The organism is Lentzea roselyniae, from assembly GCF_039537795.1.
GTDB classification, from domain to species: domain Bacteria; phylum Actinomycetota; class Actinomycetes; order Mycobacteriales; family Pseudonocardiaceae; genus Lentzea; species Lentzea atacamensis.
Window position 1 is genome coordinate 254,915 of sequence record NZ_BAABBE010000008.1, and the last position, 23,233, is coordinate 278,147.

The window sequence follows — 23,233 nt, forward strand, 5'->3', positions numbered from 1 at the left end:
ATTAGTGGTACGGTGCCGACCCGTGAGTGCCCGCAGCCTCTTACTCGGCCTGCTGATCGGCGCAACCGGCGTCGGCGGTCTCGCCGTCACCGGTACCTCCCCTCTCGGCCTCGGGTTCACGCCCGCCGCGCAGCAGGAGAGCACCGACGCAGCGAACCAGTTCGGTACCGGCAGCGCCGCCGCACCCAACAGACAGATGCCGGCCGGCAACCCCGGTGTAGGCGCTCCCGCTGAGTCCTCGCCGTCTCCCGCTCCCACCACTTCTTCGACGACGGCGGCTCCCACTTCCTCTTCTACTTCGTCAGCGGCTCCCACCACCACGACAACGCCTCCCGAAGCACCGAAGCCGCCCGCCCAGCCACCGCAGCCGCCGTCCGGCCAGACACCGGAGCAGGCCGTCCTCAAGCTCGTGAACGACCAGCGCGCCGTGAAGGGCTGCAAAGCCCTCGTCATCGACGACCGCATCACGACCGCAGCGCAGGCGCACAGCACGGACATGGCGAACAAGAACTACTTCTCGCACACGTCGCAGGACGGCAGGACCTTCGACCAGCGCATGAAGGACGCGAGCTACCCGAAGCCCGGCGGCGAGAACATCGCGATGGGCTATCCCACCCCCGCGGCGGTGATGGACGGCTGGATGAAGTCCCAGGGTCACCGGGAAAACATCCTGAACTGTGAATTCGCGACCATGGGCGTCGGCCTCGACACCCGCGGGAACTACTGGACCCAGAACTTCGGCTTCTGACGCTTGAGCAGGGGAAACTTCGTGTACGAGAGCCCGGAACCGGACTCGCGCTCGCGCTTTCGCGGTGCACCTCAGATCATCCTCGCCGCGTCCGGCGTCGTACTGGCGACCGTCTTCGCAGCCGTGGCCTCGCTCGCGGCCGGCTCGGACAGCGCCTCCCAGACCCCGTCCACGCAGCCGCCGCGCAAGGAGGCCGTGCGCGACGCGCTGAGCATCGTGCCGACGTCCGCGCCCACGTCCTCGGTGGAGCTGACCTCGTCGACCTCCTCGGAGACCGCGACGTCGACCACCACGACGACGAAGAAGCCCACGCGCGTCACGACCATCACGCGCCCCGACGGCACCACGACCACCGTGACGACCGAAGAGCCGCCGCCGGTCACCACGACGACCACGAAGCAGGATCCGGTCACGACGACACCCCCGCCGGCCACGACGACGACCACCACGCCGCCGCCGGACCCGACAACAACGACTCCGCCCGCTTAGGGTTACGCCCGTCACCGCCCAGTGACGCAGAGCTACACGAAGGTGTGGCGTAGCTGAGGCTTTGGTGCGTTTCCGCCGATAACTCGAACGCAAGACCATCCGACCGGGTTTCCCACGAGGAGATGGGTGTGTTCGAGGAAGATCATCCGCAGTCACCAACCGAGCCCGCGCCGCAGAAGAAGCGCGTGGGCATGGCCGTCATGCTGGCTGCGGGCGGTGTGGTCGTGGCAACCCTGTTCGCGACCGTCGCGTCCATGCTGGCCGCGAGCGGCCAGGAGGCGAACCCGGAACGCAGGTCCGCGGACGTCGTCGAGACCATCACCAGCGTGGCGCCTGACGGCAGCACCAGCACGGTCGTCGTCACCGTGCCCTCCAGCACCGCCGCCTCGTCGGCCAAGCCGGACCGCAAGCAGGCCGCGCGCCCGAACGAGCAGCCCAAGCCGGACGCTCCGGTGCAGCAACCGCAGGTGACGACCAACCCGGGCGAGCCGTCGCAGCCGCAGAGCAACCCGCCCACGTCGTGGACGGAGCCGACGACGTCTTCCACTTCCTCGACGTCGCAGACGACCGCGCCGCCGTCGTCGTCCGCGAGCTCCAGCTCGGCCGTGCCCGACCCGAAGCCCTAGTTCAGAGCTCGAACCGGTAACCCATCCCGGGTTCGGTCAGCAGGTGCCGGGGCCGCGCGGGTTCCGGCTCCAGCTTGCGCCGCAGCTGCGCGAGGTAAACCCGCAGGTAGTGGGTCTCCTTCTCGTACGCAGGTCCCCACACGTCACGCAACAGCTGCTTCTGCGCGACGAGCTTCCCGGCGTTGCGCGCCAGCACCTCCAGCAGTCCCCATTCGGTGGGCGTGAGGTGCACCTCGACGTCGTCCTTCAACACCCGCTTGGCCGCCAGGTCGACGGTGAACGACGCGGTCTTCACGATCGGCTCGTCCTCGGGCCCCGCGACGGCCGAGCGGCGGACCGCGGCACGCAGGCGGGCCAGGAGCTCGTCCATGCCGAACGGCTTGGTCACGTAGTCGTCGGCGCCGGCGTCGAGGGCGTCGACCTTGTCGGTCGAGCCGGTGCGGGCGGAGAGCACGATGATCGGCAGGGTGGTCCAGCCGCGCAGGCCCGCGATGACGTCGGTGCCGTCCATGTCCGGCAGGCCCAGGTCGAGGACGACGACGTCGGGCTTGCCGTCGGCGGCCAGGCGCAGGGCCGTGGCGCCGTCGGGGGCCGTGAGCACCTCGTAGCCGCGGGCCGCGAGGTTGATCCGCAGCGCGCGCACGATCTGCGGTTCGTCGTCGACCACCAGTACCTTCGTCACGAAGCCCTCTCATCGACCGGGAGCGAGATCACCACGGTGAGGCCGCCGCCAGGCGTGTCCTCCATGCTGATCGTGCCTTCCATCGCCTCCGTGAAGCCCTTCGCCACGCTCAGACCGAGACCAACGCCACCCGGCGTGCGGTCGCCGAGGCGCTGGAACGGGGCGAAGACCTGGTCGGCCGTGCCGCGGGGCAGGCCGCGGCCGTGGTCGACGACGCGCAGCTCCACCTCGGAACCGTGTGCCGACGCCCGGAGTGCCACGGCACCGGCGTAGCGCAGCGCGTTGCCCACGACGTTCGCGATGACCCGTTCGAGGAGCCCGACGTCGGCCAGCACGGGAGGCAGCGACTCCGGGACGTCCACCTCGATGTCGCCGTTCAGGCCGCTCAACGCCCGTGCCACGGCCTCGTAGTAGCCGACGGCGCGGAACTGCGGCTCCACGGCTCCGGTCGCCAGCCGCGAGGAGTCGAGCAGGTTGTCGACGAGGCCGGTGAGCCGGTCCGCGGACTCCTCGACGGCCTCCAGCAGCTCGGCGGTGTCGGACTCGGACAGCTGGAGCTCCGGGTCGCGCAACGAGCCCACGGAGGCCTTGATCGAGGTCAGCGGCGTGCGGAGGTCGTGACCGACAGCGCTCAGGAGCGCCGTGCGCAGCTCGGTCCGAGACGCCTGACGTTGAGCTTCCACAGCTTGCTCGGCCATGCGTTGTTGCCGTAGCGCCAGCAGCGCTTGGCCTGCGGCCGCCTCCAGCACACGGCGGTCGGACGCGGGCAACGACCGGCCGCGCAACGCCAGGTGCACGTCCGGGGTCACCGCGATGTCGACGTCAGCCTCATCCGGCTCGTCGCACGGGTTCGCGCCAACGCACGCCACGCGCTGCCATTCGCCGTCGGCGCGCTCCAGCAGTGCGACGGAGATCAGGCCGAAGTTCTCCTTCACCTTCTCAAGGAGCCGCACGAGCGGATACGGGTTCGTGAGCACAGTGCGCGCGTACGACGCGAGAAGCGTGGCCTCGGTGCGTGCCCGAGCTGCTTGCGTCGCACGGCGGGCGGCGTAATCCACCACCAACGCGGTGGAGACACCGACGATGATCATCGCGAAGAAGGTGAGCACGTTCTGCTGCGCGTCGATGGTGAACGTGTAGACGGGCTCGGTGAAGAAGAAGTTCAGCAGCAACGCGCTGACCAGCGCGGTGGTGATCGCCGGGCCGAGTCCGCCGACGATGGCGACGACGAGCGTGACCAGCAGGTAGGCGATGACGTTCGTGGAGAAGTTCAGGCTGCCCCGCATCGACGCGCCGGCCGCCGTGACCAGCGCGGGACCCGCGATCGTGAGGAACCAGCCCCACGCGAGCCTGCTCGGCTCGAGCGGACTGCCCGCGAACCGTGCGCGCCAGCCGCTGGTCGTGGCCGCGTGCGTGACCATGTGCACGTCGATCGCGCCGGACTCCTGCACCACGGTGGAGCCGATACCAGCGGAGAACACGCGCGCGAACCGTGAACGGCGTGATGTGCCGACCACGAGCTGCGTGGCGTTCACACCGCGCGAGAACTCCAGCAGTGCCGTGGGCACGTCATCGCCGACGACGGTGTGGAAGGTGGCGCCGACGTCCTCCGCGAGTTTGCGGTACCTCGTCAGTGCGTGTGGGTCGGCTCCTGCGAGCCCATCACCGCGAAGGACGTGCACGACCAGAAGGTCGCCTCCCGCGCGCGTGGCGATGCGACGAGCGCGCCGGATCAGCGTCTCGCTCTCATCGCCGCCGGTGATGGCGACGACGACACGTTCGCGCGTCTCCCACGTGTCGGTGATCTGCTGTTCGGCCCGGTAGCGCAGCAACGCGACATCGACCTGGTCTGCGACCCACAACAACGCGAGCTCACGGAGTGCGGTGAGGTTGCCGACGCGGAAGTAGTTTCCGAGGGCGGCGTCGATCTTGGTGGCCGCGTAGACGTCGCCGTGGGCCAGCCTGCGGCGCAGTGCTTCCGGCGTGAGGTCGACGAGCTGCACCTGGCCGGCTTTGCGCACGACCTCGTCCGGCACCGTTTCCCGCTGAGGAACGCCGGTTATGCGGTGCACGACGTCGTTGAGCGATTCCAGGTGCTGCACGTTGACGGTGGAGAGCACGTCAATCCCGGCTTCGAGGAGTTCCTCGACGTCCTGCCACCTTTTTGCATTACGGGATCCCGGCGCGTTCGTGTGCGCGAGTTCGTCGACGACCGCGACCTCGGGCACACGGGCCAGCACGGCGTCGACGTCCATCTCGGTCAGTTCGACACCACGGTGGGTGAAGTGCCTGCGCGGCACGATTTCCAGACCGTCGACCAGTTCAGCGGTCTTGGCACGGCCGTGGGTCTCCACAAATCCGATGACCACATCTGTGCCGCGTTCGCGGCGCCTGTGGGCCTCACCGAGCATCGAGAACGTCTTGCCGACACCGGGAGCGGCTCCGAAGAAGATGCGGAGCTCCCCACGCCTGGGTTTCGCACTCACCGGACCAGTCTGCTCCTGGCCCCGCATGGGCTGTTCGGGGGTACGCACTGCGCCGCCCGGCGACTCACGTGCTCCTTCCCACATCTTTGACCACAGATCTGTCTCGTTGAATCATGCTTCAGCACGGCGCCCGTTCGAGTGAGCCCCACTGCGCTTTTTACGCCGTTTACCAGCACATTTAACTGTGCTGGACGCGCGCCGTGACACCCCGCGTCACCACAACGGCCGAATGGGTTATCGGCAGTTGGCGGATAGCGCGCAGAGCGTGAATGAGGGAAAGTGCCAGGGTTCGTGTCCGAATTCGGACAATCACATGCGCGCGGAGAAACGATGCCCACCACCGTCACCAACCACGAGGCACTTCAACTCGTGGTGGCCGTGCACCGGCTGGTGCGAAGTCTTCGGCAGGCCGCTCCGGCCCGCCGTTTGCAACCCACCCAGTTATTGGTGCTGTCAGAACTGAGCGCCCACGGCCCGATGCGGATCGGCGAGATCGCGGTGCGCGCGCTGTGTTCGCAGCCGACCGCGACAACCGTCGTGACCAGCCTCGAGTCCACCGGCCTCGTACGTCGCGAGCCCGACGCCGCCGACGGCAGAGCGACGATAGTCGTGCTGACCGAAGTCGGTCGCGAGACGATCCTGTCGCTGGCTCACGGCGAGGCCGAACTATTGAGTGAAAGAATGTCCGAACTTTCGCCGGAAGACAGAGAACTCCTGCGTTCGGCCATGCCGGTATTGCGCCACCTGGCGGAACCGCAGGAAAACAAGTAGGAGCGGGACCCCCCGACGGGTCCCGCTCCTCGCCATTACTTGCTGGGTGACACAGAAGTCGGTGCCACCGAGCTCGAAGGTGCGCTTCCAGAACTCGACGGCGGCGTACTCTCCGTCGATGACGGAGCGACAACGCTCGGTGCCACCGTGTAACAGGTGCCGTTTTCGTAGTCGATCTTCGGCCGCGGATACCGGTTAGCCGGAATCATCGGCTGCGGGTCGTCTCCGTGGCAGCCGTAGTACTGCCGGGGCGCGTTGATGGGATTGCCGTCCTGGTCGTACAACAGCACGTTGGTGAGCAACTTGCCGTTCTCGTCGTACGCGTAGACGTTCTCGTAGCTCTGCATGGCCGGCGGCTGATACACCTGCCGCGACGGGCTGTACGCGAGGTTGTTCGCAGTCACGTCGATCACCTGGAACAGCAGCCCGACCGCCAGCGCGGACGCCGGCAGGCTGAACCACAGCCACCGCCGGTCGACCTTGGCGCGCGGCCCAGCGAACACCGACAGCACGGCGATCCCGGCGATGAACAGGAACCCGAGGATGTCGCGGCTGGCGAGCAACACGGCCCCGAGCCCGAGCAGGCCGGCCCGCACCAGCCACCACGCGGGCTGCAGCGACTTGAGGTAGGTCAGCGCCCGCTCCCCCGGCGTGCCTTCCTCCGGCGTCAGCCACTGCTGGATCTTGCGAGTCTCCGGCAGGTCCATGATCTCCTGCTGAGCCGGCCCGCGATCGTGCACCAGCGCCAGGCTGAGCACCAGGAGCACCGCCGGCAGCAGGAGGATCGCCGACTGCCGCAGCACCGCCGTCCCCGCCAGCAACGTGACAGCCGTGGCGATCGCCAGCCCCCAAGCCGCCACCCGGGGCCTGGTGACCAACTGCTTCTTGGTGGTGACCGGCAGCCGTTCGGTCCGCGGCGGGTACCCGGCGGCCTGCCGGAGCTCCTGCGCGTACTGCTCCGGCGACCCCAGCCGCTGCTCGAGGGTCTCGTTCTCCCCCAGCTCGGTGGACAGCTCGGCGACGTGCGCCTCGACGTCCTCCATGATCTCGGCGACCTCGTTGGGCGGCAGGTCGTCGAGGGCCGCACGCATCCCGGCCAGGTAGTACTCGACACCGAGCGCTTGCGTGTTCATGCTGCGACCTCCTCGAGCAGGCCGTCCAGCGTGCTGGCGAACGACCTCCACGTCTCCCTCGACTCAGCCAGGCGCGCCCGCCCGGTCTCGTTGATGCTGTAGTACTTGCGGTGCGGCCCCTCTTCACTCGGCACCACGTACGAGGTCAGCATCCCCGCGTTGTAGAGCCGTCGCAGCGTGCCGTACACCGACGCGTCCCCCACGTCGTTCAATCCCCCGGCGCGCAGTCTGCGCACCACGTCGTACCCGTACCCGTCGTCCTTGCGCAGAACCGCAAGGACGGCCAGATCCAGCACCCCTTTGAGCAGCTGACTGGTGTCCATGACCCCTCCGACCCGCTGTTGCGCCGTGAACACTACTACGCATCGCACAGTACTGTCGAATGCGCTGTCGGTCGGTGTCGCGCCGTGCGGGGTGTGTTCATCTGCTGTCGCTGGTCGCCGTTCCGCATCGGGCTGTAAGTGCAGCTCAGCGGACTGTTCGGTGGCTCGAGCGTGTTCCTGGACGGCACCGGCGGCCATCTCGGCGGGCGCTATCCGGACCGGCCGCAGCGCCGCCTCCGCCCGTCCGAGGTGGTGATCGGGGTGGTGCACGTCGGCTGGGTGCGGGGCTTCAGCGACGGCTTGGTGCGGGACGTGCGCGACGGCAGAGGCGGGGTCTGCGAGGAGATCGGGGTCGCCTTCGCCGAGGGCAAGACGATCATCCGGCTGCTGAACGGCACTCCGATGTCCACCGCGACGCCCGCCGCGACGGACCTGCCCCGTTCGATCAGGGGGTTCGCCCACCTGCAGGTCCACACCATTCAGGACGGCCACGGCTTCGGCACGTTGCTCGACGAGGTCGACGCTCCGGCGACCAGCGCCACCCGACCGAGTGAACGGTGTCCGGATTCAGCCGGACGGCCGTCTAGTAGGTGTCACAAAATCATGGTCATCTTCGCCGCGCCAATAAGGAAGCGCGCGAGGGAGCAACGGGAGAAAGCCGCGAATATGCAGGTCAGGACCGCAGCAATGAAAGGGCTGAAGCCGTCCAGCCGCAGATCACCGACATGTCCGCCACTCGACGTGGCCTGGCGATGGCGAGCGTGGAACCGGTGACCGCAGCCGCCCCGCACGAACGACCCGGCCGTGTGCCGCACACCGAACGACGCGCCGTGCTGCCGCACCACCCGAACGATGCGGAGGTCGGCCACACCGCCCGAACGATGCGGAGGTCGGCTGCACACCCGAACGACCCGCCGTGCTGCCGCACCACCCGAACAGTGCGGCGGTGGGCCGCACTCACGTTCGCGATCACCGATGCGGTCGGCCCGCCCACCGTCGAAGCCGCGTTCCGGCAGCACCGGGGCACGCCACCGAGTCGCTGACGAGGTGCAGCCGCAGGTCCGCCCGCAGGTGCAACGCCTGCCGGACGCGCGCCGAGGTCAGAGCCGCGGCCGGGGCTGGCAGCGCGGGCACGAGTACGAGGAGCGGTTCATGAACGGCTCGCGCACGATCGCCGCCCCGCACCGCTTGCACGGCCGGTTCTCCTGCCCGTAGGCGTTCAGCGACCGGTCGAAGTACCCGGACTGACCGTTGATGTTGACGTACAGGGCGTCGAAGGACGTGCCGCCCTGCCCGAGCGCCTCGCGCATCACGTCGGTCGCGTGGTCGAGCAGCTCGGCGGCCTTCGCCTTGGTCAGCTTGTCGGTCATGCGGGTGCCGTGCAGCCGAGCACGCCACAGGGCCTCGTCGGCGTAGATGTTGCCGATGCCGGAGACCAGGGTCTGGTCGAGGAGGGCGCGTTTGATCTCCGTGTGACGCAGGCGCAACGCGCGCACGGCAGCATCGCGGGAGAACAGCGGGTCCATCGGGTCGCGGGCGATGTGGGCGACCGAGTCGGGAACGAGGGTGCCGTCGACTTCCACCAGTTCGGCTAGGGCCAGGCCGCCGAAGGTTCGTTGGTCGACGAAGCGCAGTTCCGGGCCGTTGTCGGCGAAGCGGAACCGTACGCGGAGGTGCTTCTCGTCCGGGGCCGTGGAGGGCTGGACGAGCATTTGGCCGCTCATGCCCAGGTGGGCAAGCATGGCGGCTTTGTCGGCCAGTTCTACCCAGAGGTACTTGCCGCGGCGCCTGGCAGCTGCCATTGGCTGGCCTGCCAGGCGCGCGCAGAAGTCCGCAGAGCCCAGGTCGTGCCGGCGGATCGCTCTCGGGTGGAGTACTTCCACCGAAGAGATGATCCGGCCGGCGACATGGGCTTCAAGGCCGAGGCGGACCACCTCGACCTCTGGGAGTTCGGGCACGTCAGGCTTCGGACTTGCCCTCGTCGACGGGCTGTGCCTCGATCACGGCAGCCTGCGGCTTGGTGGGCTTGAGCACCCACACGCCGGCACGGCTCGTGTCCCTGACCAGCACAAGTCCCTGGATGCCTCCGTTGCGGGAGGTGTTGACCGGGCCGCGAGCGGAGCGGCTGCGGCGGTTCGTGCGGTACCTGGTCGCATACATTGCGTGTCTCAGTCTTCCTCGGATGGGAGGGTCCCTGGCGTCACCGAGGCGCCGTTCTGTCCGTTTGCGGATGCGGCCGACTCCTGCTCGGCCTTGACCCGCTCCGACAGAACATGATAAGCCGCTTCAGCGGCTTTCTGCTCGGCTTCCTTCTTGGTGCGCCCATCACCCTTGCCGTAGGGCTGGCCACCGACGAGCACCGTGGCGGTGAACTCCTTGCGGTGGTCCGGCCCCTGGTCGTCCACGCGGTACTCCGGGACGCCGAGACTGGCTTGAGCGGTGAGCTCCTGCAGGCTTGTCTTCCAGTCCAGTCCAGCACCGAGAAGCGGAGCTTTGGCCAAGAGTGGATCGAACAGCCGGTGAACGAACGTTCGTGCGGTATCGATACCGAACTGCAGGTACACCGCACCGATGACGGCTTCCAGGCCGTCGGCGAGGATGCTCGCCTTGTCCCTGCCGCCGGTCAGCTCTTCGCCGCGGCCGAGCAGCAGGTGTGCTCCCAAACCGCCTTCTCCCAGGTCACGCGCTACGCCCGCGAGTGCGTGCATGTTCACCACGCTGGCGCGGAGCTTCGCGAGCTGGCCCTCGGGAAGATCGGGGTGAGTGCGGTAGAGGTGGTCGGTGACGACCAACCCGAGCACGGCGTCTCCCAGGAACTCGAGACGCTCGTTCGGCGGCAGACCGCCGTTCTCGTACGCGTAGGACCGGTGGGTGAGTGCAAGCCCGAGCAGCTCGGCGTCCAGGTGGACGCCGAGCGCTTCGGACAAAGTCGCGCGGTCGGCTTGCGGAGCGCGCGGCGGCTTTCCCCCCACTACGTTGCCGAGGAGATCAGGCCGGCTGAGCGACCTGGCGGCCAGCGTACTGACCACAGGCCGGGCAGGCGACGTGCTGCGGCTTCGGCTGGCGGCAAGCCTTGTTGGAGCACGCCACCAGGTGCACGGCAGACGTCTTCCACTGGGAACGGCGCGCACGGGTGTTCGAGCGCGACATCTTCCGCTTCGGGACGGCCACGACTACTTCTCCTCGTTGTTGTCATCGCTGAACCGCTCTTGCAACGCGGCCCAACGAGGGTCGATCGTCTCATGCCCGTGGTCGGGCCCGAGCTCCGCCCACCTGCCGCCACACTCGGAGCAAAGCCCCTTGCAGTCCGGCTCGCAGAGCGGCGCCTGCGGCAGCGCGAGGACGATGGCGTCCCGCACCACAGGTTCGAGGTCGATCAGATCGTTGACGATCCGGCTGACCTCGTCTTCGTCCGTGGTCTCGTCAGTGGTGCTGTCCGGCCACGCGTACAACTCCGTGATCCGGACCTCTACCTCGTCGGCGATCGGCTCGAGGCACCTCGAGCAGTCACCGGTGACCTTGGCATACGCGGTCCCCGACACGAGCACGCCCTCCACGACCGACTCGGTCAGGAGGTCGAGCTCCACCTCTCCGCCATCCGGCACCGCGATCACCCCGAGCAGCCCTACGCCTGCTGCGGGAACCGACCGGACGAAGGGTCGGCTAGACCCGGCGCGACGGCCGAGGTCCCTGGTGTCGATGACCCAGGGTCCTGATGCTGTGGGACGCGTGGACGCGTGACGATGCTCAGTCATGATCAGATTGGTTGCCGGCGGGGACCTACCACGTCCAGCCGGTCCAGGGTACGGGACGACGGGCTCACGCGTGAAATCGGCAGGTGATCGCACCTGTCAGACGTAGCGCGAATCACACGTTCAGTCGTGCCGAACCCCGGCTGGTTCGTCAGGAACCGTAGTCGAACGGTGCGGCAGCCCCTGCGACGGCAGGCCCGCGCAGGTGCGAACGGCCCTTGCCGACCGACCTGAGCGTGTGCGCGAGGAGGTCCTCGAAGTCCGCGAGCTTGCTGTCCACGTACGCGTCGCACTCCGAACGCAGCCGGATGGCCTCGCTCTGCGCCGCGTCGAGCACGCGCGCCGACTCGGCGTGCGCCGCCCGGACGACCTCCTGCTCGTTGACGAGCCTGGCCTGCTCGGCCCGGCCGTCCTCGGTGGCGCGCTCGTAGTTGGCACGGCCCGCCTGGATCATCCGCTCGGCCTCGCTGTGGGCACGGCCCACCAGGTCGTCGTACTCCTGCCGGCCGGCGGCGACTGTGCGCTCCGCCTGGTCCTCCGCCTCGGCGATCATCCGCTCGGCACGGGCGCGGGCGTCGGACAGCATCGCCTCCGCCTCAGCCTGGGCCTCCGCGAGAATCCGCTCGGCGTCCGCTCGCGCCTTCGACACACCGGCCTCGGCCTCGTGCTTGGCCTTGCCGACGACCTCGTCGCGGTGGTCCAGCACGTCCTGCGCGTCGTCGAGCTCCGCGGGAATCGCGTCACGCACGTCGTCGAGCAGTTCGAGCACATCCCCGCGCGGCACGACGCAGCCCGAGGTCATCGGTACTCCGCGCGCTTCCTCGACGATCGTGACGAGCTCGTCGAGTGCCTCGAACACCCGGTACACGTCTCACTCCCTAACCCACCTGTTGCTCCCACTCACAAGTGTGCCCTGCGGATCTCCCCGAAAGAGGGAGATCGGCAGGGCGTGTCAGGATTTGGCGTGACCATCACGATCAGGCGGGCGACCGCGGCCGATGTCGACCCGATCGTGGCGATGCTCGCGGACGATCCGCTGGGCGCCACGCGCGAGAAGCCGGGCGATCCGGCGTATCTCAAGGCCTTCGAGGTGATCGACGCCGACCCGCACCAGTTCCTCGCGGTGGCCGACGCCGGCGGTGAGGTCGTCGGCACGCTCCAGCTCACGTTCACGTCCGGCCTGTCGCGCCTGGGCATGACCCGCGCGACCGTCGAGGCCGTCCGGGTGCGTTCCGACCAGCGCGGCAGCGGCCTCGGCGAACGCCTGGTGAGGTGGGCGATCGACGAGGCGCGCGCACGCGGTTGTGGTCTGGTGCAGCTGACGACGGACGCGTCACGCGTGGACGCGCACCGGTTCTACGAGCGGCTCGGGTTCACCGCGTCGCACGTGGGGATGAAGCTGTCGCTCTAGCGGGTTTCGGCGAGGCGCTGCTGCAGCCGCTGCTCGACGATCGCGGGCAGCAGCGTCGACACGTCGCCGCCGTACGTCGCCACTTCCTTGACCAGCGAGGACGCCAGGAACGAGTACTGCGGGCTGGCCTGCATGAACAGCGTGTCGACACCCGTGAGCTGGTGGTTCATCTGCGCCATCTGCAGCTCGTAGTCGTAGTCGCTGACCGCGCGCAGGCCCTTCACGATGGCCTTGATGTCGTTCTCGCGGCAGTAGTCGACCAGGAGGCCGTGCCAGGCGTCGACGCGCACGTTGTCCCACTGCTTGGTGACTTCGCGGAGCATGTCCTGGCGCTCTTCAACGCTGAACAAGGTGCGCTTGTTCTTGTTGATGAGCACGGCGACGACGACCTCGTCGAAGAGGTGCGCGGCTCTCCCGATGATGTCCAGGTGGCCGTTCGTTACCGGGTCGTAGGAGCCGGGGTACACGGCACGCGTCATGAGGCGGACGTTAGCACCCGATCGGACGCCTCCAGGCGTGTCCGTGGTTCTCATCACCCATCAGCACGTAGCCGCCCCCAGTAGACCGCGGTGTCGCCGTACCGCTTGGCGCGCAAGGGTTCTACTCCGTCCGGCCACCCTGGTTCGGCGCTCTTCGAACCACGCTCCACGATGAGCACCGCGTCCTCGGCGAGCCGACCGGCGAGCCCGTGCAGGACCTTGGTGAGCTCCTCGTCCGTCACCGCGTACGGCGGGTCGGCGAACACGACGTCGAACTTCTCGCCCTCGGCCGTGACGTACGCCTCGGCGCTGCGGTTCGCGATCGTGGTGTTGCCGAAGCCGAGGTCCTTGGCGTTGGCCTTGAGCACGTCGGCCGCCCGCCGGTCCGACTCCACGAAGGTCGCGTGCCCGGCACCGCGGGACAGGGCCTCGAAGCCGAGCGCGCCCGACCCCGCGTACAGGTCCAGCACGTTCGCTCCGTCGAGGTCCATCATCGACTCCAGCGAGCTGAAGAGGGCCTCACGCACCCGCTCGGACGTGGGCCTGGTGCCCTTGGGCGGCACCTTGAGCCTGCGGCCTCCCGCGGTCCCGGCAACGATTCGTGTCACCTGCTCATCGTCCCAGGTGGGCTCCGCCGTTCACCGCCAGCACCTGCCCGGTGATGTGGCCCGCGTGCTCCGAGGCGAGGAACGCCACGAGCGCCGCCACGTCCTGCGGCGTGCCCGCGCGGCCGTTCTTGGTCTGCCCGATGAGCGTGTTCAACCGCTCCTCGGTCATCGAGTCGCCGAAGAACTCCGTGTCGACGATCAGTCCCGGCGAGACGACGTTGGCGGTGATTCCGCGCGGGCCGAGCTCGCCCGCGAGGTCCGCGGTCCACGCCTCGATCGCGGCCTTCGAGGCGCCGTAGCTGCCGCCGCCCCTGCGACCCGCGATGGAGCCGATGTTGATCACGCGGCCGTTGTCGGCGAGCCTCGGCGCGAGTGCCTCGGTGACGAGCACCGCGCTGACGACGTTGGCCTCGTAGTTGGCGAGCCACCGCGACTTGGTGTCGGCGTGGCTGATGACGCCGCCCGCGTTGTTGACCAGAACGTCCACCTTGGACGGAAGACTGCCGAGCGCCTCGCTGACCGCGTCCGGGTCGGTGGCGTCGAACGCGGCGTGGCGGACGTCCGGAACCTCGGCGAGCACTTCCGCGCGGCGGCCGGTGATCGTGACGTCCAGACCCTGTCCGGCAAGTGCGAGGGCGATGGCCCGGCCGATGCCGGTGCCACCGCCCGTGACTACTGCAGTGCGCATGTTCTCCCCAACGAAAGTCATCAGGAGAGAGCCTGCCACCACCCGTCAACCTCATTTGGCGCGTCGACGTCGACCCGCTCCCCCGGCCGCGGCACGGCGAGCTTCAGGCCGCGCGCCTTGGCTTCCCGCCACACGCGGTCGACCGGCTCGGTCCAGGAGTGCAGCGCGAGGTTGAACGTGGCCCAGTGCACCGGGATCAGCAGGCCGCCGCCGAGATCCTCGAACGCCTGCACCCCTTCCTCCGGCGTCATGTGAATGTCCGGCCAGGCGTCGTTGTACGCGCCGACCTGCATGAGCACCGCGTCGAACGGGCCGTGTGCCTCGCCGATCGTCTTGTAGCCGGGGAAGTACCCCGTGTCGCCGCTGTAGAACACCGAGCGAGACCCACGAGCGATCACCCAGGACGCCCACAGCGTGACGTTTCGCTGCACGGAGCGGCCCGAGAAGTGTTGTGCCGCGGTGCAGGTGAGCGTGAAGCCGTCGACGGAGAACGACTCGTCCCAGTCCAGCTCGACGATCCGCTCCTCCGGCACGTCCCACCGCCGCAGGTGCGCGCCGAGGCCCAGCGGCACCACGAACACCGCGGACGAACCCGTGACCAGCGCCTGCACGGTTTCCATGTCGAGGTGGTCGTAGTGGTCGTGCGACACCACCACCGCGCTCAAGGCGGGCAAATCCGACAACTGGTGCGGAACCGGATGCAGGCGGCGGGGGCCGAGGTGCGCGGAAGGCGAGACGCGGTCGCTCCACACGGGATCGACCAGCACCGCGGCGCCGTCGATCTCGATCAGCGCGGAAGCGTGGCCGTACCAGGTGATGTGCAGGCCAGAGGTCACCGGCGCGGCGGGACCGACGAGGGGCACGACGGCGGACGGCTTGCGGTCCTCGCCGCCGAAGATGAAGTCGCGCAAGGAGAAGGAGTCGCGGTCCGGGACCGTGCTGACCACCTTGTCGTTGTGGAACTTGCCGTCGCGGTAGCGCGGTGAGCGCGCCATCCGAGCCGGATCCGGCTTGCCGCCCAGCTGCTTCGGCACGTCCCGCAACGCCCACGCCACGCCCGCCAGTCCGAGCAGGCCGGCCAACGCCTTCTTCATGTCACAACCCTTCCCCTGACCCGTGCCCGGTGCAACGCAGGGAATGGTCGTGGAGTTCCGCACGGCGCGCAGAACGAAACGGGGCCCGGCCGAAGCCGGGCCCCGCACGCTCACTCCAGCACGATCAGGAGGTCGCCGCCCTCGACCTGCTGGGCGCCGCGCAACGCCAGGCGCTGCACGCGTCCCGCCTTCGGGGCGGTGATCGCGGCCTCCATCTTCATGGCCTCGATCGTCGCGACGGTCTGGCCGGCCTCCACGCTGTCGCCCTCGGCCACCGCCGCCGTCACCACACCCGCGAACGGGGCCGCGACGTGGTTCGGGTTGGCGCGGTCGGCCTTCTCCGCGGCCGGGATGTCGGCGGCCACGGAGCGGTCGCGGACCTGGATCGGGCGCAGCTGGCCGTTCAGGGTCGCCATGACCGTGCGGAGGCCGCGCGCGTCGGCCTCGGAGATCGCCTCCAGGCCGATCAGCAGCCGGACACCCGGCTCCAGGTCGACGGAGTACTCCTCACCCGGTCGCAGGCCGTAGAAGAAGTCCTTGGACCGCAACACCGACGTGTCGCCGTAGGCGTCGCGGTGGGCGCGGAACTCCTTCGTGGGCCCCGGGAAGAGCAGGCGGTTCAGCGTCGCGCGGCGGTCGTCGACGAGTCCCGCCTCGTCCTCCGGCGAGAGCTCCTCGATCGGCTTCGGTGCCGTCCGGCCGGCCAGCGCCTTGGTGCGGAACGGCTCCGGCCAGCCGCCGGGCGGATCGCCCAGCTCGCCGTGCAGGAAGCCGATCACCGACGCCGGGATGTCGAACTTGCCGGGGTCGGCCTCGAAGTCCTCCGGGGACACGCCCGCGCCCACGAGGTGCAGTGCGAGGTCGCCGACGACCTTGGACGACGGCGTCACCTTCACAAGGTGGCCGAGCATGCGGTCGGCGGCCGCGTACATGGACTCGATCTCCTCGAACTTCTCGCCCAGGCCCAGTGCGACGGCCTGGGTGCGCAGGTTCGAGAGCTGACCACCGGGGATCTCGTGGTGGTAGACGCGGCCGGTCGGGCCGGGGATGCCGGACTCGAACGGCGCGTAGATCTTGCGCACGGCCTCCCAGTACGGCTCGAGGTCGCACACGTTCTGCAGGTCGAGGCCCGTGGCGTGCTCGGTGTGGTCGGTCAGCGCCACGATCGACGACAGCGGCGGCTGCGACGTCGTGCCCGCCATCGACGCGGTCGCGCCGTCGATCGCGTCCACACCGGCCTGGATCGCGGCCAGGTAGGTCGCCAGCTGGCCACCGGCCGTGTCGTGCGTGTGGAGGTGGACCGGGAGGTCGAACTCCTTGCGCAGAGCCGAGATCAGGCGAGCGGCGGCCGGGGCCCGCAGGAGCCCCGCCATGTCCTTCACCGCCAGGACGTGCGCACCCGCGCCGACGATCTGCTCGGCCAGCTTGAGGTAGTAGTCCAGTGTGTACAGACGTTCGTCCGGGCTGGACAGGTCGCTCGTGTAGCAGAGGGCGACCTCGGCGACGGCCGTGCCGGTCTCGCGCACCGCCTCGATGGCCGGGCGCATCTGCTCGACGTCGTTCAGCGCGTCGAAGATCCGGAAGATGTCGATGCCGGTGTCCGTGGCCTCCTGCACGAACGCCTTGGTGACCGCCTCGGGGTACGGCGTGTAGCCGACCGTGTTGCGGCCGCGCAGCAGCATCTGCAGGTTGATGTTCGGCACGGCCTCGCGCAGTGCGGCCAGGCGCTCCCACGGGTCCTCGGCGAGGAACCGCAGCGCCACGTCGTAGGTCGCGCCGCCCCAGCACTCCAGGGACAGCAGCTCCGGCGTCATGCGCGCGACGTGCGGTGCGACGGCGAGCAGGTCCTTGGTGCGTACTCGGGTGGCGAGCAGCGACTGGTGCGCGTCGCGGAACGTCGTGTCCGTGACACCGACGGCCTTGCTCTCGCGCATCCAGCGCGCGAAGCCCTCGGGGCCCAGCTCCACGAGCCGCTGCTTCGACCCGGCCGGCGGTTCGGCGTTGAGGTCGATGATCGGCAGCTTCTCCCGCGGGTCCACCGCGGTCGGGCGGGTGCCGTTCGGGTGGTTGACCGTGACGTCCGCGAGGTAGGTCAGCAGGCGCGTGCCGCGGTCGGCCGAGTGGCGCGCGGTCAGCAGGTGCGGGCGCTTCTCGATGAACGACGTGGTGACGCGGCCCTCGTAGAAGTCCGGGTCGTCGAGCACCGCCTGCAGGAACGGGATGTTCGTGGAGACACCGCGGATGCGGAACTCCGCGATCGCCCGGCGCGCACGGGCCACGGCGAGGGCGAAGTTGCGGCCGCGGCAGGTGAGCTTCACGAGCATCGAGTCGAAGTGGGCTCCGATGGCCATGCCGGCGCCGGCCGTGCCGCCGTCGAGGCGGATGCCGGAACCACCCGGCGAGCGGTAGGCGCTGATCATGCCGGTGTCCGGGCGGAAGCCGTTGGCGGGGTCTTCCGTGGTGATGCGGCACTGCAGCGCCGCGCCGCGCAGCTGGACGGTGTCCTGGCTGAGCCCGAGGTCCTCCAGCGTCTCACCGGACGCGATGCGCATCTGCGACTGCACCAGGTCGACGTCGGTCACCTCTTCGGTGACCGTGTGCTCGACCTGGATGCGCGGGTTCATCTCGATGAAGACGTAGTGGCCCTGCGGGTCGAGCAGGAACTCGACGGTGCCCGCGTTGCGGTAGCCGATGTGGCGGGCGAACTTCACCGCGTCGTTGCAGATGCGCTCGCGCAGCTCGGGGTCGAGGTTCGGCGCGGGAGCGATCTCGATGACCTTCTGGTGACGCCGCTGCACCGAGCAGTCGCGCTCGAACAGGTGGATCACGTTGCCCTGGCCGTCGGCGAGGATCTGCACCTCGATGTGGCGTGGCTCGACCACGGCCTGCTCGAGGAACACCGTCGGGTCGCCGAACGCCGACTCCGCCTCGCGCGACGCCGCTTCGAGCGCCTCACGCAGCGCGGCCGGGTCGTCGACCTTGCGCATGCCGCGGCCACCGCCACCGGCGACGGCCTTCACGAACACGGGGAAGCGCATCGACTTCGACGCTTCGAGGAGCTCGCCGATGTCCGACGACGGCGCGCTCGACTCCAGCACCGGCAGCCCGGCCTCGCGGGCGGCGGCGATGGCACGCGCCTTGTTGCCCGTGAGCTCCAGCACCTCGGCGACGGGGCCGATGAACGTCAGGCCCGCCTCCCGGCACGCCATCGCGAGCTCGGGGTTCTCGGACAGGAAGCCGTAACCCGGGTAGATCGCGTCGGCGCCGGCCTTGCGGGCAGCCTTGATGATCTCGTCAACAGAGAGGTACGCGCGAACCGGATGACCGGGCTCGCCGATCTCGTACGACTCGTCCGCCTTCAACCGGTGCAGGGAGTTGCGGTCTTCGTGAGGGAAAACGGCGACCGTTCCCGCGCCCAGTTCGTAGGCGGCCCGGAACGCGCGAATCGCGATCTCGCCGCGGTTGGCGACAAGAACCTTGCGGAACATCCGTAGCCCTCCCGGAGTTGCTCGACGGTCAGTTCGGGCACGTTACCGTGCGACTCTTGCCTGTTGGGAGGACTGTCTCACGTGATGGGTGTCATCCTGATCGGTCTTGCTCGTGAGGATTCTCGCGGTTTGGGAGCTAGGTTGATACCCACCACCCGGTCAGACTCCGCCCGGTAGTGGGTTTAACCAGATCGAGTGACGATCTTGGTAACTATCTCGGTAGGGTGAGCCATATGGCCGGGGCTGATGGAGCCGGGCAGCCTACTGCCCGCACACCGCATTTCGACGTTGTCCTTCGTGGTTACAACCAGCGACAGGTGAACGAACGAGTCACCCGCTTGGAGTTCGACCTCAAGAACTCGAACCGCTCCCGTGACGCGGCCGCCGCCCAGGTGGGGGAGCTCACGAAGCTCCTGAACGCGACGCGCGCCGAGCTCGACAAGACCAAGATGCAGCTGTCGAACCTCGCCAACAGCCCCGTCAGCGCGTCGAACGTCACCGAGCGTGTTCGCGTGATGATGAGCCTGGCCGAGGAAGAGATCGCGGACATCCGCAAGGACGCCCTCGACAAGGCCGCCGCCACGCGCGGCGAGGCCGAGAAGTGGGCGGCGGAGCAGCGCGAGAAGCACAACCGCCTGCTCGCCGAGACCGAGGCCCGCCGCAAGCAGCTGGAGGTCGGCCACCAGCAGCGCACGGCCGAGTTCGAACAGCAGTTCGCCGCCCGCAGGTCCGAGCTGGAGGCCGAGCACGAGGCGTTGCGCGCGAAGCTGACCGCCGAGCACGAGGCCCTGGTCGCCGAGGTGCGCGCGGAAGGCGAGCGCGTGGCCGCCGAGTTCGAGAAGAAGTCGGCCGACCTGGACACCCACCGCGTGGAGCTCGACCAGAAGTACAAGGCCTACCACGACGAGCTGGACAAGGAGTACGACGGCCTCAAGGCGACGCTGACCGCCGAGCACAAGAAGGTGCTGGCGGACGCGAAGGCCGAGGCCGAGCGGATCGCCGCCGAGTCCGAGGCCACGCGGGTCGAGGCGCTGCGGAAGCTCGACGAGGCGCTGAAGGCCAAGCAGGCCGAGGCCGAGAAGGCGATCGCCGAGCTGGAGGCGGAGTCGCAGGCGTTGGCCGAGAAGATCACCTCCGAAGCGTCCGCGCAGGCAACCGCCCTGGTCAGCGCGGCGGAGGAGAAGGCCGAGACGGTCGTGCGCGAGGCCTCCGGCAAGGCCGAGTCGACGCTGGCCGAGGCAACGCAGAAGGCCGAGACGGTCGTGCGTGAGGCCGACGAGAAGGCCACCACGCTGGTCCGCGACGCCGAAGCAAAGACCTCCGCCCTGGTCCGTGAGGCCGAGGAGAGGTCAGCGGCCGCGGTGGCCGAGGCCGACCAGCGCGCTGCCGCCGCGGCCGAGAAGGAAGCGGCACTGCGTTCGGCGCACGACAACCTCGCCACGCAGTTCCACGCCGCGCAGGCAGCGGTCGAGGCGGCGATGTCGGTGCTGAAGCCGCTGGACTCCGAGGGCTCCAACGGCGCGGACGACTCGGACGACTTCGACAGCGCGGACGACTCGGACGACGGCGAGAAGACCCAGCAGCTGCCGAAGCCCCGATAGGTCAGCCGGGGAACGGTGGCAGGCTGCTCGTGCCCCAGCTGGTGAAGCACTTGCCGTTCGGCGTGTAGTCGCTCGCGAACCCGATGAGCGACTTTCCGTCGAGCGACGCGACATCGGCGGGGTGGAAGTTCAGGCAGACGGGCTGCTTGGCCCGCGCGCACTCGGACACGTACCACCACGTCTCGCCGGCGTCGTCGCTGCGCCAGATGCGGCCCTTCGCCGTCTCCTCCCGCAGGCCGACCGAGCCGGCCCACAGTTTTGTGCTCGCAGGCATGCCCCGACCTGGTGCGGGAGCTCGTAGAGATGGCCGCAGCAGAGCACCATGGTGCTGGCCGGGTCGGTGAACTCGCTGATCTTCTTGAACTTCTTGCCGGATTTGGGGCGCGCAGGTGGAAGGTACGGCTCGGGGCGGGTGTTGCCGGCGCAGCGCGAAAGGACTGGTGTGGCGGTGGGGATCGCGGTGATCGGGTGGCGCGGTCCGGCAATCTGGTCCAGCAGCGTGGTTCGGCAGCGCGGCCGGGTAACCCAGCCCAGCAATGAGATCCGGCAACGCGGTCCGGCAACGCGGTCCGGCAACGCGGTCCGGCAACGCGGTCCGGCAACGCGGTCCGGCAACGCGGTCCGGCAACGCGGTCCGGCAACGCGACGTTCACCGGTGCCCAGCCGGCGCGACACACGCGCGGCTAGGTCTTCTCCAGGAAGTCCGCCCTCTCCTCCGTCAGCAACGTCGCCACCATGCCCGCCAGGCCGGGGTGCTTCTCCAGGTCCGGGTCCTCGTCCACGACGTGCTGGGCCGCCAGGCGGGCCTCCGCGATGATGTCCTCGTCGCGCAGCAGGGAGAGCATCTTCAGGGCTGAGCGGCGGCCCGACTGCGCGGCGCCGAGGATGTCGCCCTCGCGGCGGAGCTCGAGGTCCAGCTGGGCCAGTTCGAAGCCGTCCAGAGTGGACTCGACGGCGCGGAGGCGCTCCATCGTCGCGGTCATCTCGGGCATCTCGGTCACCAGCAGGCAGAGGCCGGGGGCGCTGCCTCGGCCCACTCGGCCGCGCAGCTGGTGGAGCTGTGAGACGCCGAAGCGGTCGGCGTCCATGATGGCCATGACGGTGGCGTTCGGGACGTTCACACCCACCTCGATGACGGTGGTGGCGACCAGGACCTGGACCTGGTTGGCCGCGAAGGCTCGCATCACGGCGTCCTTCTCGTCCGGGGGCATGCGGCCGTGCAGGATTTCCACGCGCAGGCCGCGCAACGGGCCCTGCGCCAGCATGTTCGCCACGTCGATCACGGAGAGGGCCGGGCGCTTGTCCTCGTCGTCGGACTTCGCGGGTTCCTCGTCGCCGATGCGCGGGCAGACGAAGTAGGCCTGGTGGCCTGCGGCCACCTCCTCGCGGACGCGGGCGAAGGCGCGGTCCAGCCACGTCGGCTTTTCGCGGGCGGGGACGACCGAGGTTTTGATGGGTGAGCGGCCGCCTGGGAGCTCGCGCAGTGCCGACACTTCGAGGTCGCCGTAGACGGTCATGGCCACCGTGCGCGGGATCGGGGTCGCGGTCATCACCAGGACGTGCGGGTTCTCCACGGAGCCGCGGGCGCGCAGGGCGTCGCGTTGTTCGACGCCGAAGCGGTGTTGTTCGTCGACGACGACCAGGCCCAGCGAGTGGAACTCCACCTTGTCCTGGATGATCGCGTGCGTGCCGACGACGATGCCCGCCTCGCCGGTCACGATGTCCAGCAGGGCCTGGCGGCGCTGCGCCGTGTTCATCGAGCCGGTCAGCAACGTGACGCGCGTGGCGACGTCGGCGCCGCCCAGCTGGCCGGCCTGGGCCAGGTCGCCGAGCATCTCCTGCAGCGAGCGGGCGTGTTGTGCCGCAAGGACTTCCGTGGGGGCGAGCATCGCCGACTGACGGCCCGCGTCGACGGCCTGCAGCATCGCTCGCAACGCGACCATGGTCTTGCCGCTACCGACTTCTCCTTGCAGGAGGCGGTTCATCGGCACCGTGGCTTCGAGGTCCGCTGCGATCTGCTCGCCCACCTCCACCTGGCCCGCCGTCAGCTTGAACGGCAGGCGCGCGTCGAACGCGTCCAGGATGCCGCCGGAACGACGTGCGCACGACGGCGCCGGACGAGCTGTGGAGGCCTTGCGGCGCTGCGCCAGGGCCAGCTGCACGGCAAGAGCCTCGTCCCACTTCAGGCGTTGCTGCGCCACGGAGATCTGCGCCCAGCTCTCCGGGCGGTGGATCGCCCGCAGCGCCTCCTCCAGCCCGATCAGGCCGTGCTCCTCGCGGAACGCGAGCGGCAGCGGGTCCTCGGGCACGCCGTCCCAGATCTCCAGCAGCTGCTTCACGCAGTTCGCGATGTTCCAGGTGTTGATGTGCTGCGAGGCCGGGTAGACGGGCAGGAACGCCTGCAGGAACTCGGAGCCGTCCGACTCGGGGGTGAGGATCTCGAACGCCGGGTGCACCAGCTGCAGGTTCTGGCGGTAACGGCCGACCTTGCCCGCGAACAGGGCCCTGGTGCCGGGCAGGAGCTCCTGCTCGGCCACGAAGGCCACCTTGCCGAAGAACACCAGGTGCAGTTCGGAGGTGCCGTCCGTGATCACCGCCTCGGTCATGTGGCCGTGCCTGGCCTTCATGCGGCGCTTGGTGCACTTGCGGACCTCGGCCTGCACCGTGACGTGCTCGTCGATTTCCAGCGACCTGATGTCGGTCAGCTGCCCGCGCTCGTCGTAGCGGCGCGGGTAGTGGCGCAGCAGGTCACCGACCGTCGTGAGGCCGAGGCCGGTCTCCAGTGCGTCGGCGGTCTTCTTGCCGAGCAGCGGCTGCAGCTTGTCGTCGAAGGAGATCATCGCGTCCCATTGAA

General features: G+C 69.1%; 25 protein-coding genes. 7 read left to right on the top strand and 18 right to left on the bottom strand.

Annotation, left to right across the window (positions count from 1 at the left end; genetic code table 11):
* The first annotated feature begins 22 nt into the window (after window positions 1-22).
* Window positions 23-748, top strand: coding sequence for a CAP domain-containing protein (locus tag ABFX45_RS17045; protein WP_346130948.1), 726 nt, complete (start codon window positions 23-25; stop codon window positions 746-748).
* Between the two features lie 71 nt (window positions 749-819).
* Here the strand turns inward: ABFX45_RS17045 and ABFX45_RS17050 are convergent, their stop codons facing one another.
* Window positions 820-1,161 (bottom strand): hypothetical protein, encoded by a 342-nt coding sequence (locus ABFX45_RS17050; RefSeq protein ID WP_146231452.1) that lies wholly within the window; start codon window positions 1,159-1,161, stop codon window positions 820-822.
* 204 nt (window positions 1,162-1,365) lie between these two features.
* On the opposite strand from ABFX45_RS17050, the gene ABFX45_RS17055 reads away from it, so the two are divergent.
* Window positions 1,366-1,863 (top strand): hypothetical protein, encoded by a 498-nt coding sequence (locus ABFX45_RS17055; protein WP_346130950.1) that lies wholly within the window; start codon window positions 1,366-1,368, stop codon window positions 1,861-1,863.
* A 1-nt stretch (window position 1,864) separates the two neighbouring features.
* Here the strand turns inward: ABFX45_RS17055 and ABFX45_RS17060 are convergent, their stop codons facing one another.
* Window positions 1,865-2,545 (bottom strand): response regulator, encoded by a 681-nt coding sequence (locus tag ABFX45_RS17060; protein WP_109634149.1) that lies wholly within the window; start codon window positions 2,543-2,545, stop codon window positions 1,865-1,867.
* Window positions 2,542-5,058, bottom strand: a complete 2,517-nt coding sequence (locus ABFX45_RS17065) for a DUF4118 domain-containing protein (protein ID WP_346131029.1) — start codon at window positions 5,056-5,058, stop codon at window positions 2,542-2,544. Before ABFX45_RS17065 ends, ABFX45_RS17060 begins: the two co-directional genes overlap by 4 nt.
* 303 nt (window positions 5,059-5,361) lie before the next feature.
* On the opposite strand from ABFX45_RS17065, the gene ABFX45_RS17070 reads away from it, so the two are divergent.
* Window positions 5,362-5,802 (top strand): MarR family winged helix-turn-helix transcriptional regulator, encoded by a 441-nt coding sequence (locus ABFX45_RS17070; protein ID WP_109634153.1) that lies wholly within the window; start codon window positions 5,362-5,364, stop codon window positions 5,800-5,802.
* 35 nt (window positions 5,803-5,837) lie between these two features.
* Here ABFX45_RS17070 and ABFX45_RS17075 read toward each other — a convergent pair whose 3' ends face one another.
* Window positions 5,838-6,935, bottom strand: a complete 1,098-nt coding sequence (locus ABFX45_RS17075; RefSeq protein WP_109634156.1) for an HAAS signaling domain-containing protein — start codon at window positions 6,933-6,935, stop codon at window positions 5,838-5,840.
* A complete protein-coding gene (locus ABFX45_RS17080; RefSeq protein ID WP_089954763.1) occupies window positions 6,932-7,258 on the bottom strand; it encodes a PadR family transcriptional regulator in 327 nt (108 codons plus the stop codon). Before ABFX45_RS17080 ends, ABFX45_RS17075 begins: the two co-directional genes overlap by 4 nt.
* A 171-nt stretch (window positions 7,259-7,429) precedes the next feature.
* On the opposite strand from ABFX45_RS17080, the gene ABFX45_RS17085 reads away from it, so the two are divergent.
* Together ABFX45_RS17085 and ABFX45_RS17090 are read left to right on the top strand one after the other, a co-directional pair.
* Window positions 7,430-8,032: a hypothetical protein gene (locus ABFX45_RS17085; RefSeq protein WP_346130953.1), complete on the top strand. Its 603-nt coding sequence runs from the start codon at window positions 7,430-7,432 to the stop codon at window positions 8,030-8,032.
* Window positions 8,029-8,301, top strand: a complete 273-nt coding sequence (locus tag ABFX45_RS17090; RefSeq protein ID WP_346130955.1) for a hypothetical protein — start codon at window positions 8,029-8,031, stop codon at window positions 8,299-8,301. The genes ABFX45_RS17085 and ABFX45_RS17090 overlap by 4 nt, the downstream gene beginning before the upstream one ends.
* Before the next feature lie 57 nt (window positions 8,302-8,358).
* Here ABFX45_RS17090 and mutM read toward each other — a convergent pair whose 3' ends face one another.
* From mutM to ABFX45_RS17120, 6 genes are all read right to left on the bottom strand, one after another.
* The gene (gene mutM, locus ABFX45_RS17095) at window positions 8,359-9,216 is read right to left on the bottom strand and encodes a bifunctional DNA-formamidopyrimidine glycosylase/DNA-(apurinic or apyrimidinic site) lyase (protein ID WP_346130957.1); all 858 of its coding nucleotides are present in this window, start codon (window positions 9,214-9,216) and stop codon (window positions 8,359-8,361) included.
* 1 nt (window position 9,217) lies between these two features.
* The gene (locus ABFX45_RS17100) at window positions 9,218-9,418 is read right to left on the bottom strand and encodes a hypothetical protein (RefSeq protein ID WP_109634163.1); all 201 of its coding nucleotides are present in this window, start codon (window positions 9,416-9,418) and stop codon (window positions 9,218-9,220) included.
* A gap of 8 nt (window positions 9,419-9,426) precedes the next feature.
* Complete coding sequence (gene rnc, locus ABFX45_RS17105; protein ID WP_109634165.1) at window positions 9,427-10,230, bottom strand: ribonuclease III; 804 nt, start codon at window positions 10,228-10,230, stop codon at window positions 9,427-9,429.
* A 16-nt stretch (window positions 10,231-10,246) separates the two neighbouring features.
* The gene (gene rpmF, locus ABFX45_RS17110; protein ID WP_030467958.1) at window positions 10,247-10,429 is read right to left on the bottom strand and encodes a 50S ribosomal protein L32; all 183 of its coding nucleotides are present in this window, start codon (window positions 10,427-10,429) and stop codon (window positions 10,247-10,249) included.
* Window positions 10,430-10,431: 2 nt separating this feature from the next.
* Complete coding sequence (locus ABFX45_RS17115) at window positions 10,432-11,013, bottom strand: YceD family protein (protein WP_109634167.1); 582 nt, start codon at window positions 11,011-11,013, stop codon at window positions 10,432-10,434.
* Between the two features lie 148 nt (window positions 11,014-11,161).
* A complete protein-coding gene (locus tag ABFX45_RS17120) occupies window positions 11,162-11,878 on the bottom strand; it encodes a DivIVA domain-containing protein (RefSeq protein WP_109634170.1) in 717 nt (238 codons plus the stop codon).
* 102 nt (window positions 11,879-11,980) lie between these two features.
* Between ABFX45_RS17120 and ABFX45_RS17125 the strand changes: the two genes are divergently transcribed.
* Complete coding sequence (locus ABFX45_RS17125; protein ID WP_325049745.1) at window positions 11,981-12,421, top strand: GNAT family N-acetyltransferase; 441 nt, start codon at window positions 11,981-11,983, stop codon at window positions 12,419-12,421.
* Here ABFX45_RS17125 and coaD read toward each other — a convergent pair.
* The 5 genes from coaD to ABFX45_RS17150 all read right to left on the bottom strand — a co-directional run bounded on the left by coaD (window position 12,418) and on the right by ABFX45_RS17150 (window position 18,778).
* The gene (gene coaD / locus ABFX45_RS17130) at window positions 12,418-12,900 is read right to left on the bottom strand and encodes a pantetheine-phosphate adenylyltransferase (protein ID WP_109634172.1); all 483 of its coding nucleotides are present in this window, start codon (window positions 12,898-12,900) and stop codon (window positions 12,418-12,420) included. The genes ABFX45_RS17125 and coaD overlap by 4 nt on opposite strands.
* A 53-nt stretch (window positions 12,901-12,953) precedes the next feature.
* Entirely contained in the window at window positions 12,954-13,508 is a 555-nt protein-coding gene (rsmD, locus tag ABFX45_RS17135) for a 16S rRNA (guanine(966)-N(2))-methyltransferase RsmD (RefSeq protein ID WP_109634175.1), read from the bottom strand.
* Window positions 13,509-13,512: 4 nt separating this feature from the next.
* On the bottom strand, window positions 13,513-14,196 hold the full coding sequence (locus ABFX45_RS17140; protein WP_109635219.1) for an SDR family NAD(P)-dependent oxidoreductase: 684 nt from the start codon (window positions 14,194-14,196) through the stop codon (window positions 13,513-13,515).
* 20 nt (window positions 14,197-14,216) lie between these two features.
* Window positions 14,217-15,290, bottom strand: a complete 1,074-nt coding sequence (locus tag ABFX45_RS17145) for an MBL fold metallo-hydrolase (protein WP_346130962.1) — start codon at window positions 15,288-15,290, stop codon at window positions 14,217-14,219.
* 110 nt (window positions 15,291-15,400) lie between these two features.
* Window positions 15,401-18,778 (bottom strand): pyruvate carboxylase, encoded by a 3,378-nt coding sequence (locus ABFX45_RS17150; RefSeq protein WP_109634180.1) that lies wholly within the window; start codon window positions 18,776-18,778, stop codon window positions 15,401-15,403.
* A gap of 317 nt (window positions 18,779-19,095) precedes the next feature.
* Here ABFX45_RS17150 and ABFX45_RS17155 point away from each other — a divergent pair, with 317 nt between their 5' ends.
* On the top strand, window positions 19,096-20,379 hold the full coding sequence (locus tag ABFX45_RS17155; protein WP_346130964.1) for a coiled-coil domain-containing protein: 1,284 nt from the start codon (window positions 19,096-19,098) through the stop codon (window positions 20,377-20,379).
* A 1-nt stretch (window position 20,380) separates the two neighbouring features.
* Here ABFX45_RS17155 and ABFX45_RS17160 read toward each other — a convergent pair whose 3' ends face one another.
* Together ABFX45_RS17160 and recG are read right to left on the bottom strand one after the other, a co-directional pair.
* Window positions 20,381-20,653, bottom strand: a complete 273-nt coding sequence (locus ABFX45_RS17160; RefSeq protein ID WP_346130966.1) for a hypothetical protein — start codon at window positions 20,651-20,653, stop codon at window positions 20,381-20,383.
* 409 nt (window positions 20,654-21,062) lie between these two features.
* Window positions 21,063-23,219: an ATP-dependent DNA helicase RecG gene (gene recG, locus ABFX45_RS17165; RefSeq protein ID WP_346130968.1), complete on the bottom strand. Its 2,157-nt coding sequence runs from the start codon at window positions 23,217-23,219 to the stop codon at window positions 21,063-21,065.
* Between the last annotated feature and the right edge of the window lie 14 nt (window positions 23,220-23,233).

Bases quoted from the DNA above. Each gene is read 5' to 3' on its own strand.
- ABFX45_RS17075 (WP_109634156.1), bottom strand. From the start codon at position 6,935: ATGAACACGCAAGCGCTCGGTGTCGAGTACTACCTGGCCGGGATGCGT.
- recG (WP_346130968.1), bottom strand. From the start codon at position 23,219: ATGATCTCCTTCGACGACAAGCTGCAGCCGCTGCTCGGCAAGAAGACC.
- ABFX45_RS17080 (WP_089954763.1), bottom strand. From the start codon at position 7,258: ATGGACACCAGTCAGCTGCTCAAAGGGGTGCTGGATCTGGCCGTCCTT.
- ABFX45_RS17115 (WP_109634167.1), bottom strand. From the start codon at position 11,013: ATGACTGAGCATCGTCACGCGTCCACGCGTCCCACAGCATCAGGACCC.
- ABFX45_RS17140 (WP_109635219.1), bottom strand. From the start codon at position 14,196: ATGCGCACTGCAGTAGTCACGGGCGGTGGCACCGGCATCGGCCGGGCC.
- ABFX45_RS17150 (WP_109634180.1), bottom strand. From the start codon at position 18,778: ATGTTCCGCAAGGTTCTTGTCGCCAACCGCGGCGAGATCGCGATTCGC.
- ABFX45_RS17145 (WP_346130962.1), bottom strand. From the start codon at position 15,290: ATGAAGAAGGCGTTGGCCGGCCTGCTCGGACTGGCGGGCGTGGCGTGG.
- ABFX45_RS17065 (WP_346131029.1), bottom strand. From the start codon at position 5,058: ATGCGGGGCCAGGAGCAGACTGGTCCGGTGAGTGCGAAACCCAGGCGT.
- ABFX45_RS17070 (WP_109634153.1), top strand. From the start codon at position 5,362: ATGCCCACCACCGTCACCAACCACGAGGCACTTCAACTCGTGGTGGCC.
- coaD (WP_109634172.1), bottom strand. From the start codon at position 12,900: ATGACGCGTGCCGTGTACCCCGGCTCCTACGACCCGGTAACGAACGGC.
- ABFX45_RS17160 (WP_346130966.1), bottom strand. From the start codon at position 20,653: ATGCCTGCGAGCACAAAACTGTGGGCCGGCTCGGTCGGCCTGCGGGAG.
- ABFX45_RS17100 (WP_109634163.1), bottom strand. From the start codon at position 9,418: ATGTATGCGACCAGGTACCGCACGAACCGCCGCAGCCGCTCCGCTCGC.